General features: G+C 27.9%; 13 protein-coding genes and 1 pseudogene. 11 read left to right on the forward strand and 3 right to left on the reverse strand.

The genetic code is table 11. The annotated features are described in order from the left end of the window. Window positions 1-27: 27 nt before the first annotated feature. From KQ44_RS02005 to KQ44_RS02030, 7 genes are all read left to right on the forward strand, one after another. A complete protein-coding gene (locus KQ44_RS02005; protein ID WP_096736014.1) occupies window positions 28-642 on the forward strand; it encodes a hypothetical protein in 615 nt (204 codons plus the stop codon). A 26-nt stretch (window positions 643-668) separates the two neighbouring features. Continuing rightward, entirely contained in the window at window positions 669-1,343 is a 675-nt protein-coding gene (locus KQ44_RS14695; RefSeq protein ID WP_240516430.1) for a hypothetical protein, read from the forward strand. Next, window positions 1,321-2,118, forward strand: a complete 798-nt coding sequence (locus KQ44_RS14700; RefSeq protein WP_240516431.1) for a hypothetical protein — start codon at window positions 1,321-1,323, stop codon at window positions 2,116-2,118. The genes KQ44_RS14695 and KQ44_RS14700 overlap by 23 nt, the downstream gene beginning before the upstream one ends. 57 nt (window positions 2,119-2,175) lie before the next feature. Then, window positions 2,176-3,114, forward strand: a complete 939-nt coding sequence (gene fmt, locus KQ44_RS02015; RefSeq protein WP_096736015.1) for a methionyl-tRNA formyltransferase — start codon at window positions 2,176-2,178, stop codon at window positions 3,112-3,114. A gap of 21 nt (window positions 3,115-3,135) precedes the next feature. Then, window positions 3,136-3,888 (forward strand): PASTA domain-containing protein, encoded by a 753-nt coding sequence (locus tag KQ44_RS02020; protein WP_240516432.1) that lies wholly within the window; start codon window positions 3,136-3,138, stop codon window positions 3,886-3,888. 65 nt (window positions 3,889-3,953) lie between these two features. Continuing rightward, entirely contained in the window at window positions 3,954-4,757 is an 804-nt protein-coding gene (locus KQ44_RS02025; RefSeq protein WP_096736016.1) for a class I SAM-dependent methyltransferase, read from the forward strand. A 32-nt stretch (window positions 4,758-4,789) separates the two neighbouring features. Then, the gene (locus KQ44_RS02030) at window positions 4,790-6,529 is read left to right on the forward strand and encodes a FapA family protein (protein ID WP_096736017.1); all 1,740 of its coding nucleotides are present in this window, start codon (window positions 4,790-4,792) and stop codon (window positions 6,527-6,529) included. A gap of 131 nt (window positions 6,530-6,660) precedes the next feature. Here KQ44_RS02030 and KQ44_RS02035 read toward each other — a convergent pair. Continuing rightward, a pseudogene (locus KQ44_RS02035) lies at window positions 6,661-7,943 on the reverse strand (galactokinase family protein). Between the two features lie 247 nt (window positions 7,944-8,190). Here KQ44_RS02035 and KQ44_RS02040 point away from each other — a divergent pair. Further along, on the forward strand, window positions 8,191-10,044 hold the full coding sequence (locus KQ44_RS02040; protein ID WP_096736018.1) for a methyl-accepting chemotaxis protein: 1,854 nt from the start codon (window positions 8,191-8,193) through the stop codon (window positions 10,042-10,044). Window positions 10,045-10,124: 80 nt separating this feature from the next. Here the strand turns inward: KQ44_RS02040 and KQ44_RS02045 are convergent, their stop codons facing one another. Then, window positions 10,125-11,072: a hypothetical protein gene (locus tag KQ44_RS02045; protein ID WP_096736019.1), complete on the reverse strand. Its 948-nt coding sequence runs from the start codon at window positions 11,070-11,072 to the stop codon at window positions 10,125-10,127. Between the two features lie 28 nt (window positions 11,073-11,100). Beyond that, the gene (gene cls / locus KQ44_RS02050) at window positions 11,101-12,627 is read right to left on the reverse strand and encodes a cardiolipin synthase (RefSeq protein WP_096736020.1); all 1,527 of its coding nucleotides are present in this window, start codon (window positions 12,625-12,627) and stop codon (window positions 11,101-11,103) included. Between the two features lie 253 nt (window positions 12,628-12,880). On the opposite strand from cls, the gene KQ44_RS02055 reads away from it, so the two are divergent. From KQ44_RS02055 to KQ44_RS02065, 3 genes are all read left to right on the forward strand, one after another. Continuing rightward, window positions 12,881-13,453, forward strand: coding sequence for a ribosome assembly cofactor RimP (locus tag KQ44_RS02055; protein WP_096736021.1), 573 nt, complete (start codon window positions 12,881-12,883; stop codon window positions 13,451-13,453). A 54-nt stretch (window positions 13,454-13,507) separates the two neighbouring features. Beyond that, window positions 13,508-14,998, forward strand: a complete 1,491-nt coding sequence (gene nusA, locus KQ44_RS02060) for a transcription termination factor NusA (protein ID WP_096736022.1) — start codon at window positions 13,508-13,510, stop codon at window positions 14,996-14,998. 24 nt (window positions 14,999-15,022) lie between these two features. Beyond that, window positions 15,023-15,909: class I SAM-dependent methyltransferase (locus KQ44_RS02065; protein WP_096736023.1), on the forward strand; the 887-nt coding region annotated here is incomplete at its 3' end.

The raw sequence follows: 15,909 nt of genomic DNA on the forward strand, positions 1-15,909 counted from the left end.
GTAATATTTTAATTTGTAAGTATGCATATGAAGAAGATAGTATTATTATTAATTATAATTTTTAGCGTAAATCTATATCCTAAGATTAATATGAAAGAGTCCACTATAGTAGAGAAAAAAGACTATGGATATATAGTTTATGCAGAAGATTATTATAGACTTTATGCTTTGCCTTCCTACTATGGAGAATATGATTTGCTCAGAAATGTAGATTATCTTGAAAGAGCTTTAAATGCTCCTTTTGATTTTGTTAATAGAGCTTTAACTATTATAGAAACAGAAGAGGCGTACACCAGATATAAAGACCTTATGCATATGCAGTTTAATTATCTGATAACTCAGAATTATATTTATCTTGCAGGTCTTTATGATAAAGAAAATTATTATTTTTATAATTCTCAGTTTGATGAGGATATAAAGAAAAGTTTTGAATATGCAGTGTTTTTTTATAATTTAGCTAAAGAGAGATGGTCTTTAACCAAAGAACTAGCTGATAAAGTAATGAAAAATAAGGCTAAACTAGAAATGGATAATTTGATAGATAAAGCGTATAAAATAGCACTTGGAGAGATAGATTATAATAAAACAGCTGACCGACAGCTTAAACATATAGAGGAAATTTTACAGGAAATGGAAAAATAAAATTATAATAATTTTGAGGTGTATTTATGTTTAAAGCAATGAATAAATACTATGAAATTAATTTTGATAAGATATTAGAGCTCAAAGAAATAATAATTCATGAAAATATAGAGATAACGTGCGTGAACCCTAATGGTATAAGTATTATAGTACCAGGTTCTTCTGTGAACATTCTTATAGAAGAAAAGGATAATATATTGCTCAAAGGTGTTAAGTATTATATATCATCATTTTCTACAAAGTTTTTTAATTTAAATAATCCTCAAACAAACAAAAATAGTGTTATAGAGGGTGTCGATGACAGTGAGTATAATGAATCTGATTATTTCTACCATATATATAAAAATTGTATACCTTCAAATGAAAAATTAAAATCGGCTAATTCCATATTTTTAGAAAAGATAGTAAAAGAAAAACCAAATAATAGAATCTATTTATTGAAACCTTATGTAGATGAATTAAAACTAGAATCTAAAGCACAAAAGGTAAGTAATGAAATAGCTATTTCCATAGAGCGTATATTAACAGGATTGGGTATTATAGCAAGGCTTGACTTTATAAGATATATTAAATATATAAAAACTTCTAAACAGAATTCTAATAATATTATTAATACAGAAACAGAGATGATGATTTCTAGTATAATAAACTCTATAGTAACTTATTCGGAAAAAGAATATGTTTTTAGAGATATTTTTTGATAATTTGGATTTACTTAATGATTCCAATATACTAAGTCATAGCAATAGAGTATGTATACTTATGATAGAGTTTTTATATTATTATAATAATACTTTTAATAAGGGTCTTAGTAATAAATTAAGACATGAATATCAGGATAAATATCTGGAATATTATAGGACTATTTTAACTAAATTTAATATTTCTAAAGGAATAGAAAAATTAGAAAAAGTATATAAACTTGGTATAAGAAAATTTACTGCTTCAGAGATAGTTAATTATTCTGCAGGAGCTTTTTATCATGATGTTGCTATGCTTAATATTATGGATTTTATACCTACAGATGAGTTCATTAAAGATGGAGATTTTAAGGATTTCCATACATTAAAAGCGTATTATTTTCTTAAATATGTATTAAATCAAAAAGATGAGGCAGCTTTAATTGCAGGTCTTCATCATGAATGCTATGGTTATGGTAATGGAATATTAAAAAATTTCCTTGATAAAAAAGCAAATGATCCAAAACATAAAATAGATTTTTTAATGAGTTTTGAAACAGAAGACATTGTTAATGCTGATGCCTTAGCGTATTTTCCTGCTAAAATGCTAGAGATAGTTGATATATATGATAGTTTAACATTTATGAATGGAAGTAGAAACAAAAATCCTCAGGAAGTTGTTATGTTTATGAAATCTATGTTTATAGATGAAAAAATAAAAATTGACCCAATAGCATTTTCTTTATTTACTAAATTTCTCTCAGAATTAAAAGGCATAGAGATATATGAAGAATAGAAAATAATTTATGAATTTATTTGACTTTTCACAATAAAAATATATAATCATTTAATGATGTATAATGTTATAGTAGCAGGTTCAACCGATTTTACAAGAGATTGTATCTTACAATTAATGAAAACAGATAATGTCAATTTAAGTGCTGTAATAGCTCCAATTGATACAAAGAAGGATAGAAAGGGTAATATAATAAATTCACCTTCTGTTGAAATAGCTTTAGAAAATAATCTTAATCTTTTTCAGCCTGAAAGTATAAATAAAGATGAATTTTATGGAACTTTGACAGACATTGCCCCTGATTTTTTAATAGTAGTGGCATACGGAAGAATTTTAACTAAAAGAACATTAGCACTTCCTAAAATTATGCCTCTTAATATTCATGGCTCTCTTCTTCCTATTCTTAGAGGAGCAAGTCCAGTAGAGCATGCACTCCTTTACGGATTTGAAAAGAGCGGAACTACATTACAGAAAATGGATGCCAAATTAGATGAAGGAGATATAATACTTCAGCATGAGATTGATATAGCAAATAATTGGCAATTTAATGACTTGTATGATAAAATAAAAGAAAGCGGTGTTTATTTATTAAAAGAGTTTTTTAAAGATGTTGATAAATATTTATCTAATATGATAAAACAAGATGATTCTTTGGCAACTTACTGTAGTAAGATAAAAAAGGAAGACGGTAAACTTGATTTCTCAAAAGATGTTATTAGTCTTCATAATATGACAAGAGCTTTTGTAAGATGGCCTACGGCATATTGTTTTTACAAAGATATGTCAATAAGAGTTTTTAAGAGCGAATATAAATATAATACAGAATGTCAAAGTGATTTTGGAAAAGTAGTTGATGTTAATAATGAAGGAATTTATATTCAGGCACTTAATGGTATTTATATAATAAATGAACTTCAAAGAGAAGGCAAAAAGAGACAAACAGTAAAAGAATTTTTATGTGGAAATAAATTAAATATAGGTGAATATTTTCTTTAATAATCTTGGAGTTAATTATAAATGAGCAGAAAAAAAAATAAATCTGAAGTAAAAACTAATACTGAAGAAAAACAAGAAAAAGCTGAAATGAAAATTGAAAAATCAGAAAAAATAGATATTAAAAAGGACAATAAACAGTTTAGTAATATCCTAAATAAGATAATATTTTATATAAAAAAAATTATAAGTACTATTTTACCAGACGGTATAGTAAGTGATTCTAAATCATTGCTTGTGTTTGGAAGATTAACACTTTTTGCTTTAATACTTTTTGTTTTGCAGATATTAGTTGTATGTATTGTTGTGTTTGTTATAGTAAAATCAGGAGGCGAATCTTTTGTGCTTCCAGATGTTGAAGGTAAGGAAGTATTTCAGGCATTTAATACTTTAGAGAAAGAGGGTATGAATCTTAATATTCAGACTCATTATTTTAATAATTATCCATTAGGTACTGTTGTAAGTCAGGAGCCTAAAGGCGGCATTAAGGTTAAGAGAGGAAGAACAGTATATTTGGTTATTAATGTTGCCGAACAGGCTTTAGTAAAAATGCCTGACGTTACTGGTATTAAGTATGAAGAAGCACTCAGCATTATTACAAATAATGTTTTAAGCACTATGACAAATGTTACTATACTTCCGAAAGTTGATATAAATGATTCTCTTTATGAAAACGATATAGTAGTTTCCCAAATTCCTGCTGCTGAGGATGTTGTTAGTATGAATACAGAGATAATATTAACAGTTAATAATAAGAAAACTCAGGATCAGCAATAAGATATTTTTATATTAAATTTAAAGAATGAAGCATTTTTTTCCGAATATAATAATCGGAGAGTTATATGGCTGAAGGAAAAGAATGTGAATTTTGTGGCAGTACCAAATCCGAAGTTTATATAAAAACAGATTTGGTAAGCTACAACAGATGTTTAAATTGCGGACTTATATATCAATATCCTGTTTTGAGTCAAGAAGAGATAAATGATATATATAGTGATAATTATTTTGAGTATGAGGTAGCCAATCAGGAAAATTTTTTTGGTCTTATGAAGCTTGCTATGAAAGATATTGGTTTTGATAAAATAGAAAGCAGACTTCCTAATAAAAATGTACTTGATATAGGGTGTGCTACTGGAATGATGCTTAACTATTTAAAGACTAAGGGCTATAATGCTCAGGGTATTGAAATATGTTCATCATCTGCTGAGTATGCAAGAAAAAATTATGGTATTGTAGTTCATGAAAAACCTTTACTAGAAGTAGGATTTGACAGTGATTATTTTTCATTTATACATTTTTCACATGTTATAGAACATGTACCTAATCCTGCAGATACTTTAAAAGAAATTTACAGAATACTTGCTAAAGGCGGATATTTGGCAATAACAACACCTAATGCAGATGGTATGTTTGCTAAAAAGTATAAAGGAGCTTGGAGAGCTGTTATGCCGCAGCATTTATGGCTTTTTTCAAAAACCACATTATCAAATTACATGAGAAGTATTGGCTTTAATATTATTAGTGATTTTTCTTGGGGGTCTATTCCAGTAGAAAAGAAGCCTAATAAAATAATTAAAGCTTTTTTTGATAAATATGTTAAATTATTTAATAGAGGAGATGTTATGCTCTTCTTGTGTAAGAAATGAGAATAGTTTTTGCAGATTTTTAAGGAGAATATATGGCTAAGGAAATTATAAAACCAACATTATCGATTGATCCTAGTAATTATGAATTTTATTATGACAACTCTATTAATACTAGAGAAATTTATGACCAAATTGTGGATATTGATAGTAAGGATCAAAATTTGTATGAAGAACTTGTAAAAAATTATGTTCACCCTGGAGAAGCCATATTAAAATCCATTTCTAAACGCGAAGGAATAAAAGCAGGTAAAAATGTAAAATTTGATAAAATGACTGGTAATTACAGATCTACAGAGCATGGATATGTATTTTATGATGAATTAAAGTCAGTATCAGTTATACCTGTTATTAATGTTGCTGATAAATGGCGTGGAGTTATGGTACTGCCGCCCCAAAAACAGCAGAAAAAACAGGTTCTTTTGGAAGAAGTGCAGACAATAATATCTCAGATACCTATTAAATTAATGGTAGATTATGATAAAGTTGCAGAATTGGTTGCTTATAATTTAAAATATGATGAAGGTGTAATGTGTGTATTTGTTGAAGGCAGAAAGCCTGTAGACGGAAATGTTCAGAAAGTCATATTAGATTATGATTTTACTATAGATACAGGTAAAGAATCAGAAGACGGTGCTATAGATTTTAAAGAAAGAGGTTTTATACACAATATAGAAGCTAATGTTCAAATAGCACATTTTATGGAAGAAAAACCTTCTTTAGATGGACTTGATATATATGATGTTATTATGGAAGCACATTATGATGAAGATCCTTGCTACAAATTGGGAAAAAATGTTAAAGTAGATGAAGACGGAATAACTATTAGAAGTGCTATAAGAGGTATATTAAGTAATCACAATAATACTTTGTCTGTGAGTACTGTTGCTGAAATAGATAAAGTAGACTTATCTACGGGAAATATAGAGGTTAATGGCTCTCTTATTATTAAGGATAATGTTGCACCTGGTTTTTCTATAAAAACTGAAGGTGATATCTTAGTAAGAGGCAATATAGAAGATGCTGAAATAGAATGTGCAGGAAATTTGATAGTTTCAGGCGGTATAATAGGAGGAGCTAACAGTAAAATACATGTTAATGGTAAATTATCTTCTCAGTTTATAAGAAATGCTACTATAATATGTAAAGGTGATTTACTTTCTAATCAGCTAGTTAATGCTGAAATAGCCTGTAATGACAGAGTTATAATACTTGAAGGTAAGGGTGTTATTATTGGAGGAAATGTTAAGGCTTTAAATGGAGTTTGGGCAAAAAGTATAGGTTCTATGAGTGAGTCTAAAACTACTATTACAGTGGGAAGAGATGCTGAGGCTGATGCGGAGTTCAAAAACATAGTTACTACAGTTAAGACGAACAAAGAAGAGATAAGCAAGATAAAATCACTTTTGGGCACAGAATATTTTAAAAATCCTAAAGCTTTTATAGAGAGAATACCTGTAAATAAAAGAGAGGGCATAAAAGATATCTTAAAAAGAATTACAAACCTTGTTAGAGAAACAGCACAGCTTGAGTCTAGAAGAGATGAAATGAGTGTAGAATTTGAAAAATTATCCCATAGCAGTATAACATCTATGGAAGGATTTTTCCCTGGAGTTACTATTTATATCTCAAGTATTAGAAAATATATATCTAAAAAGATTTCTGGTACAGAATATTTTTATTCTAAAGAACTTAGAGATATATCAGAAAAAGCACCTAAACTTCTTCCTTTAGAGGAATATGATTTCCCTAGAGATATAAAAGAAGATCGATAATTAAGTTTATTAAATAATAAATTTGCAAAATAGGCATAATATATAATTAGTTAAAATTTTAATTTATTATATATCATGCCTATTTTTTTACATAATAATTCCTTGCCTTTTATACTTTATAATAAATTATTTTAGATTTCACATACAGAAGCTTGTCTTACTCTTATTTTTACAGCACTTCCTTCTCCAAATACATTATTCATATATTTTTTATATTCTTCTGCTCTTTCTAAAGGTATTAAAGCTTGTATAGTACCAGCAAAACCGCCTCCATGTACACGGCATGCTCCTTCTCCTTTTAGGAAATCTTTTGTAAGACATATTGCTAAAGCCACGCCCATATTCTTTGAACTTGTAACAGAATAGCAATTTTGTAAATACATAAAGCTGGAAAGTCCTGATTCATTCATAAGTTTTATATAAGTATTAATATCATCATTTTTTAGAGCATTTATTTGATTTATTACTCTTTCATTTTCTTCTATGAAGTGATAAGCTCTCATTATAGCCCTGTCGCCGATTTTTTCTCTTAATTTTGATGCATTATCTATTAATTCTTTTTTAGTTATTTCTCTGCATACTTTTTTACCGAAATAATTAGCAATAGCATTCATCTCTTCTCTTATAGCAGCATATTCATTAGTGAGCGAACTATGATCTCCTTTAGCATCTACTATCATAAGTGCATATCCATTACTTTCAAAATCATATTCTACTTTTTCTATAATAGGGTTATTATTGTCTTTAAAATCTATAGACATAATTCCTCCTACAGAACAGCCCATTTGATCCATAAGTCCGCAAGGTTTTCCAAAATATATGTTTTCAGCATACTGTCCTATTTTAGCTATATCTACTTTACTTATCTCATCATTATTATATAAAGCATTTTGTATTTCACCAATTAAAGATTCAAAACTTGCAGAACTGCTTAATCCGCTTCCTATAAGTACTTTATTGTTTAATGATATTGTACATCCTCCAATATCATATCCCTCTTTTTTTATTCCAGCACAAACACCTCTGCTTAGGGCATTCGATTTTCCATATTCATCTTTATTTATTTCTAAATTATTAATATCTATAATATCAGGATTATTTGAATAGTCAGTATAAACCACTATTTTATTATCATTTCTTTTTGAAACTACTGCAAGTTTATCCAAATTTATAGATGCTGTCAGTACACATCCATTGTTATGGTCAGTATGATTACCCGATAATTCTGTTCTTCCAGATGCACTAAATAAATATACTTCTTCGCTTTTATCTATACTTTCAAAATGTTTTATTGTTTTTTCTAGTCTGTTATAGGCTTCAGATATGCTGTTTTCATCTCCTCCGTATATTAATAAAAATTGTTCGTTCATTTTTTTTCTTTTAATAGTTCTTTTAATTGGGATATTTTATACATACTTAATCCTTATATTTATTATATTATCATGATAAACAATTATAATGATTTTGTCAAAGAAAAAAACATAAAACCATCATATAAAATTAATTTACAAATATACAAAATATTTACTTAATATTTACTATTTGTGTAAAAAAATATATATTTTTTATAAATTTTAGTAAAAAATATTTACTTTAATCTAGATTTTTTTAAATTTTTATAATATACTATTACCATAATGATTGAGTTTAGGGAGTTATTTATGAAATTTATGCAAACTTTAAAATTTAGAATGCCTTTTACTATTATATCATCAGTAGCTGTAATGCTTATTATACTTATGATAGTAATAATATCAGCTTCTTCTGTATTTATAGAGAAAACAGCTTTGAGGGGATTTATGGAGACAGCTGACGGATACAGAGATTTAGTTACTGTATGGTTAAATGACCAAAGAGATTTAACTTCTGTAATAGCAAAAGAATCAGAGTTTTTGGACTATTTTAAAAATCCCAATGATCTTAATTTAACCATAGCTAATGGCGAATTAACTGAGTTAGTGAGTGAACTTGGAGATCATTTTGCTTCTTTTTCTTTATTTGATTTAAATGGAAAACTTGTAACTTCCACATTAGAAAATACTACAGAAAGCGACATAGCGAACAGAGGTTTATGGAACCGTTTAATAGAAAGTGGATATAAATATTCAATAGCAGATGAGATAGAAATATCTCCTGTTAATAATGAATATGTTATTACTTTATTGTCTGGAGTAGTTGATTACACAGGAAAACCTGCTGGAGTTTTGGCAGCAGAATTAAAATGGGATAATTTTGCAAAAAAATATTTTTCTGAGATAACCATAGGAAAAACTGGCAATATTTATGTAGTAGATGAGGATGGAAAAAGAGTAGCACATAAAGATGTTAAAAAGATTAACACAATATCAGAAGGATCAAGAAATGCTCTTGCGGCAGCTTCTACTGAAAGAAAAGGTACTTTGCATTATGAAGATGAAGGCAAAAAAGTAATGGCTTTTTCAAGGCTTGATAATATAGATTGGATAATGTGTGTTACTATGCTTGAAAGCGAATTTTATTCTGAAAGAAATACTCTTATAAAAATAACTGTTGTTTTAAGCGTATTACTTCTTATTATTACTTCATTTATAGTGGTAAGATATGTTAATGTTCATATATCAAGAGTTTTAACAAAACTAGCAAGTGATTTAAATAGACTTGGAAACGGAGACCTTACGGTTAAAGCTCCTGATAAATTTTTGAGCAGCAAATATGAAAATCATGAATTTGGAATAATAGCTAATGGATTTAATAATACAATCAAAAAATTAAAAAATATAATAGAAAATATAATAGACTCTTCAAACAATATAGAATTAACTTCAAAAGAATTAGAAAGCGGAAATAATGATTTGGCATTGAGAACTCAATCTCAGTCATCATCATTAGAGGAAACAGCAAGCTCTATGGAACAAATGGCTTCAAATATAAAAAATTCTGCTGAAAAATCTGTTATAGGAAATAATATGATGAATGATTCTAAAAAATCAGTGGAAGAGGCTGGACTTATAATAGACAGCACTACAAAAAGTATGGAAGCTGTTTATGAAGCAAGCAGAAAAATTACTAGTATAACAAAATTGATAGAAGATATAGCTTTTCAGACAAACATCTTGGCACTTAATGCCTCAGTTGAAGCAGCACGTGCAGGAGAGCAGGGAAGAGGTTTTTCTGTTGTTGCTTCTGAAGTAAGAACATTAGCACAAAATACTCAGACTTCTGTTAAAGATATTACTTCTTTAATAGCGGACTCCGATGAAAAAATAAAAGTAGCAGCAGAAGCAGCAAGAAAATCTCAGGAAATATTTACTGATATAAAAGATAAAATAGAAAGTACAGCAAGCATAATGAAAGATATTTCTACAACAGCAGTGGAGCAGCAGTCTGGAGTAGAGCAAGTTAATCAAGCTGTATTAAAAATGGATGCAAGTACGCAGGAAAATGCTAGTTTAGTAGAGCAGTCAAAAGATGCGAGCATTACATTAAGCAGTGAGGCACAAAAATTGATAGAGGTTGTAAGTTATTTCAAATTATAAATTATTTATGTTTATTAGCCTGATGAAATAGTCAGGCTAATTTTTTATATTATGATTTTCATTTATTTATTATAATTTTACTAATTTGCTGCAGGCTTAAAACCTTTTTCTTCAAGAAGTTTTTGGGTTCTTTTATCCCAGTTCTTATCATCAGTAATTACAGATACAAATTTTAATCTTGGAGCTGTTTCTTTAGATATAGTATCCATATTAAAACATTTTATATTTTCTAGTATTAATGTTCTTACTTTAGCATGGTTTAATACAGAGTCCATATTCTCTAGGTTTCTTAAATTTTTTAATACAACTTTTTTTAAATCTTCCAAAGTATTTAAATCTGGAATCTCTTTAAGCTCTGGTATATTATTTAATTCTAAAGTTTTGAGAGTTTTCATTTCAGATAGGAATTTGAATGACCTTATATTTTTTCCTTTTTCTATATAAAGTTCTTCAAGTTCTGGAAGTTTTTTAGGCATTTCTTCTTCATGAGATACTCCAGAAAGAATTGCTATTTTTTTTAAATTAGGATTTTTATCAAAAGATTCCATTCTAAATGTTCCTGCACCTATTTCTCTTATTGTACTTCTCATAGCTAAATATACATCTTGTCTTAATGTTAATCCGTTTTCTATATATATGCTTTCAAGATTTTCTATATTATCAAGCGGTTTTAATTCCATATCCTTAGGTAAATCACCGTATAAATGAAGGCTTTTTAAATTTATAAGTCTTGCAAATATATCAATGCTTTTCAAAGGGTATCTCATAGAAGCATGGTATACTAGGTTTTTTAAATCAGGTAAGGCTCTTAATAAATCATTACCCATTATATTGTTTTTGTAAGCATCATTTTTATCAGAAGAGATGTTCAAAAAGAAATCTTCTCTTGTTCTTAAAATTTCATTAAGTGTAGAAATATTTTCTTTAGGTATTCCTATATCATCTACAAATAATGTAAGACTCTCTTCAGATTTATTTAAATCAAATAAAGCTTGATTATCCAATACAGATATTTTTACATTCTTCATAAAATACTCCTAACTGTGAATATATTTTTTAAAGAACTGGAGCTATTATCCTGCAGGCTGAGTTTCTTAATCTTACAAACATAGGCTGTTTAGAGTATTCTTCTATAGTTACCTTATGGGAGTTCATCATATCTTTTTTAAATATATCCTCAAATTTTTTGGCTATATCAGTATCATATATAACCGCATTCATTTCATAATGTAAATAGAAACTTCGTATATCCATATTGCAAGTTCCGCATGATACTATTCTGCCATCCATTATGCAGAATTTACTATGTAAAAATCCTTTTTCATATAAGTATATATTAACTCCAGCCTTAAGTAAAGTTTCAAAATAAGTCTGAGCTACCCACCAAGCCACAAGTTTATCAGGTTTACCTGTTATCATTAAATGCACATCCACTTCAGATAAAGCAGCATTTTCTAAAGCAGATAAAAATCCGTCATCTGGAACAAAATACGGACTTTCTATATAAATGCTTTCCTTTGCCTCTTCTATCATTTTAGAATATACTTTTTGTATGCTGTCCCATTTAGAGTCAGCACCTGAGGTTATAATTTGTACTGGAAGAAATCTGTCAGTTGCTGCCTGAGGAAATAAATCTTTTCTTATTATCGAAACTTTTTCTTCATCTAAATCTTCATCTATGTATTTTAATTTTCTTGAAAGTTTATGTGTTTTTTCATTAACATTAAATACTTCTAAATCTCTTCCTCCTGCATTATACCAGTCGCATACAAATACATTTTGTATAAGATTGCAGGAATCTCCTACTATTCTCATATGTACATCTTTCCAAGATTCAAAACGTTTTCCTCCGTCTATGTACTCCTGTCCCATATTCATTCCGCCCATATAGGCTACAACACCATCAACTACAACTATTTTTCTGTGATTTCTGTAATTTACGAATCTAGTCCATAATATAGAAAAAGGATCATGATAGTATAGAAATTTTATACCATTTTTTTTCAATTCTTTTCTGTATTTTTTGCTTATTCTCATTAAAGAGCCTACACCATCAAATATAAGCCTTATTTCAACACCTTGTTTTGCTTTCTTTATAAGAACATCTTTAATTCTTTCACCAAGTTCATCGCTTCTCCATATAAAATATTCCATATGTATAGTTTTTTCTGCAAGTTTTAAATCTTCTATTATAGCATTAAAAAGTTTTTCTCCTTCATCAAATACATAAACTTCATTTTGCACTGTAATAGGAGAATAGCCGCTTTTTATAGCAAGTTTTACCAAATTAATATTTTTACCGTAATTGCCATGCATATTATCAAGTATTGTTATTTGTTCATCTAATAATGATGAGAAATATTTTTTTATCATATCTTCAGGAAGTTTTGCCGATATTTTTTTCTTTGATTTTCTCCAATCCATTCCTAAAAATATATAAAATATTACTCCTACATAAGGCAAAAATACCAATACTGTAAGCCAAGCTATAAAAGAGTATGGAGGTCTATTTTCAAGAAGCATTTTTATAGCTATTGATACAACATACAAAAAAAATATAATAGTTAATATATAAAATACCATTTCTATCCCAATATAATCTGTTATTTATTTTAATATTTATATTGTTTTTAATACTATATAAAAAAATAATAAATGTCAACAAAAATAACATAATAATAAATTTATAAAAACACTTGACAAAAATCATTAGTACGTTAAAATAACACTACTTCCGAAAATATTTGTAATGAAGGGCGTTGGTTTTCTTTTTTCAGGAAAGAGACCGACACTCTTTTTTTATGTTTTAGGAAAATATATTATATGCCAATTTTGTATGAATAATAAAAATAGTAAGATAAAACCGCAAAAACAAAAAGAGTACGGCAGAGTGCCTAAAAAAAAGAAATTGCAGAATAATAAAGAAAAATCTAACAAGACTACGCCTATTATAGATGAAGTATTATTATTTAATGGTATAAAAGATATTTTAGAAAGAGATGGTATATATTTGCTTGATTTGAAGGTAAGAGCAATTTCTGATAATAAAAAAGTATATGCTGTTATATACAAAAAGAAAGAAAGTGTATCTCATACTCATTGTATAGAAACTACAAGAAAGATTCAGGAATGTATAAAGCAAAATGGATATGATGAGGGTGATTATACTATAACGGTTTCATCTGCTGGCTTTAGATGGAAATTTAATGACAGGTATGAGCTTTTTGAAGGTATGCCTATAAAAATAAAGTACAGAGACGGTGATAATTTTATTACATCTTATGCAGAATTAAAAGAGGCTGGAGATGATTATATCATTATAAATGTTTTTGATGAGGATAATATTATCAATGAAAAAAATATCAAAATATTGAAAAATGATATTATAAAAGCAAGATTAAATTGTTAATATATTATGATAATAAAAATAAATATATAAAAATAAAAAAATGGAGAATATCAAATGTTTGAAAACGTTGGAACTTATTTACAGCAGCTTTCTGATGAAAAGGATATTAGTATAGAGCTTTTAAAAGAAGTTATAGCATCTACTATGGAATTAGCTTTAAAAAAGAAATATGGAAATGATATAAACTTTCATATTCATTTTGATAATAAAAATAATCCTACTGTATATAAGGGAGCTAACGTTGTAGAAGAGGTAAGAGATAAAAATAAAGAAATATCTTTAGAGGAAGCTAAAAAATTAGACCAAGATATTAATTTGGGTGATGAAGTATTGATACTTGTAGATCAGGTTGAGGCATTTGGAAGAATAGAGAGTATGGTTGCTAAAACTACATTTTTCCAGAAGATTTCAGACCTTGAAAAGAATATTATATACAATGAGTTTAAAAGAAGAGAAAATCAGCTTGTAAACGGATATTTTCAGAGAGAGCATAAAGGAACTATTTATATAAATCTTGGAAAAACAGAAGGTGAATTACAGAAAAAGGATCAGTCTCCTAGAGAACATTATACAGTAGGGGATAGAATAAGAGCTTATATATATAAAGTTCAGGGTGGTAAAGATGATAGAACAGGTAAAGAAATTCAAACCAAAATACTTCTCACTAGAACTAAGCCTGATTTTATCAAAAAACTTTTTGAGCTTGAAATACCAGAAATAGCAGATGGTACTATAGAAATAAAAAATGTAGTAAGACAGCCTGGATTAAAAATTAAAGTTGCAGTTGTTTCTAATAAGCCTGAAGTAGATCCTATAGGAGCTTGTATAGGTCAGAAAGGTATACGTATACAGTCAATTATAAAAGAGATTGAGGGTGAAAAGATAGATGTTGTAAAATGGTCTAAAGATATTAGAGAATATATTGCTGAGGCAATAACTCCAGCTAAACCTATACGTATTATTATTACAGACCCAGAGAAAAAAGAAGCTATGATAATTATACCAGATGAGCAGCTTTCTTTGGCACTTGGTAAAAGTGGCTATAATGTGAAATTAGCTTCTCAGCTTACTGGATACTATTTTGATATAAAAACAGAAACAGATATTAAAGAAAATCCAGAATTATTGAAAGATATAGTACCATTAAATCAAATATTCTCAGATACTGCTGATGAAACAGAAACTCCTAGTGAAGAGCCTGAAGTGGCAGAAGTATTTGAAAGTAATCTTTATTCTCTGCAGGGTATTGATGAAGCTGTTATAAAAACTCTTATAGATAATGGTATTAACTCTATAGAAGAATTATATAATTTATCAGCTGAAGAGATTATGGAGAAAACAAATCTTGATAAAGATACTGTTGATAATTTGATGCTTGTAATGAAAGATGTTGTAGAAATAGTAGAAAGCGAAGATGAATATGAAACTACTTCAGAAGAGGTTGTAGAAGAGATAGAAGTTTATGAGTGTCCTAACTGCGGTTCAAGCATTACAGAGGATATGACTAAATGTCCTAAATGCGGAATTGAGCTTTCTTTTGAATAATTTTGTGTAATTGAGTTTATTTTTATGATATGCGAGGTTTGCGGAAGTAATAATTATTCTGAAATAGGCACTATAAAAAATATATGGCAGAGTGATAAAAAGGTATATCAATGCTCTAACTGCGGGATTTACTTTATAGATTTACCTACTGACGAAGAAATATATGCTTTATATAAAAATGAATATCATAATAATATAAAAAATAAATTGTTTGAGACAGCTAAAAGTAAGATGCGTTATGCTAGAAGTTTATCTCAGTTTAATTTTATAAAAGATTATATTGACTTTCATAATAAAAAAGTATGCGAGATTGGTGCTTTTGACGGTTTGCTTCTCAATATATTTAAAAAACATGGATGCGATGTATATGGTTATGAGATTAATGATAATGCCAGAGTTTATGCTAAAAATAAATACGATATTGATTTGAAGTCTAATTTTTTAGAAAGTAAAGAAAAGTATGATATTATAATGCTTTCGCATGTTATAGAGCATTTTAAAAATCCTTTTGATGTACTAGTTAAAATTAAGAATATGCTTAAAGATAATGGATACTTATATATAGAAGTGCCTAATTCTCCTAATAAAAATCAATGCAGTTATGATATGCTTATGAGATATTTATCTACAGAGCATATTGTTAATTTTAACATTGAAAACTTAAAAATGTTTTTAAAAAAAGCTGATTTAAATATTATAGAATGTCAGTATAGCAACTATTCAGTTTCAAGATATAATAATAATTTGAGAGCTAATATATTAGAGGGAAGTCTTCCAAGTTTGAGTAATTTATTTTCATTTTCTTTATTTGCTTTGAAAACTTTTGTTATTCCAAGTAGTACATTTATAAATTATTATGATAATAACAATTTATGGTCTTATGGGGAAAATGTAAGAAGCATAGCACAATT

Origin of the sequence: Brachyspira sp. G79 (assembly GCF_002379365.1) — a bacterium.
Taxonomy (GTDB): Bacteria; Spirochaetota; Brachyspiria; order Brachyspirales; family Brachyspiraceae; genus Brachyspira.

Excerpts from the sequence above, each read along its gene's own strand:
- KQ44_RS14700 (WP_240516431.1), top strand. The coding sequence starts at position 1,321 with ATGTTTTTAGAGATATTTTTTGATAATTTGGATTTACTTAATGATTCC.
- cls (WP_096736020.1), bottom strand. The coding sequence starts at position 12,627 with ATGGTATTTTATATATTAACTATTATATTTTTTTTGTATGTTGTATCA.
- KQ44_RS02040 (WP_096736018.1), top strand. The coding sequence starts at position 8,191 with ATGAAATTTATGCAAACTTTAAAATTTAGAATGCCTTTTACTATTATA.
- KQ44_RS02030 (WP_096736017.1), top strand. The coding sequence starts at position 4,790 with ATGGCTAAGGAAATTATAAAACCAACATTATCGATTGATCCTAGTAAT.
- KQ44_RS14695 (WP_240516430.1), top strand. The coding sequence starts at position 669 with ATGTTTAAAGCAATGAATAAATACTATGAAATTAATTTTGATAAGATA.
- KQ44_RS02020 (WP_240516432.1), top strand. The coding sequence starts at position 3,136 with ATGAGCAGAAAAAAAAATAAATCTGAAGTAAAAACTAATACTGAAGAA.
- fmt (WP_096736015.1), top strand. The coding sequence starts at position 2,176 with ATGTATAATGTTATAGTAGCAGGTTCAACCGATTTTACAAGAGATTGT.
- KQ44_RS02045 (WP_096736019.1), bottom strand. The coding sequence starts at position 11,072 with ATGAAGAATGTAAAAATATCTGTATTGGATAATCAAGCTTTATTTGAT.
- KQ44_RS02025 (WP_096736016.1), top strand. The coding sequence starts at position 3,954 with ATGGCTGAAGGAAAAGAATGTGAATTTTGTGGCAGTACCAAATCCGAA.
- KQ44_RS02055 (WP_096736021.1), top strand. The coding sequence starts at position 12,881 with ATGAATAATAAAAATAGTAAGATAAAACCGCAAAAACAAAAAGAGTAC.
- nusA (WP_096736022.1), top strand. The coding sequence starts at position 13,508 with ATGTTTGAAAACGTTGGAACTTATTTACAGCAGCTTTCTGATGAAAAG.
- KQ44_RS02005 (WP_096736014.1), top strand. The coding sequence starts at position 28 with ATGAAGAAGATAGTATTATTATTAATTATAATTTTTAGCGTAAATCTA.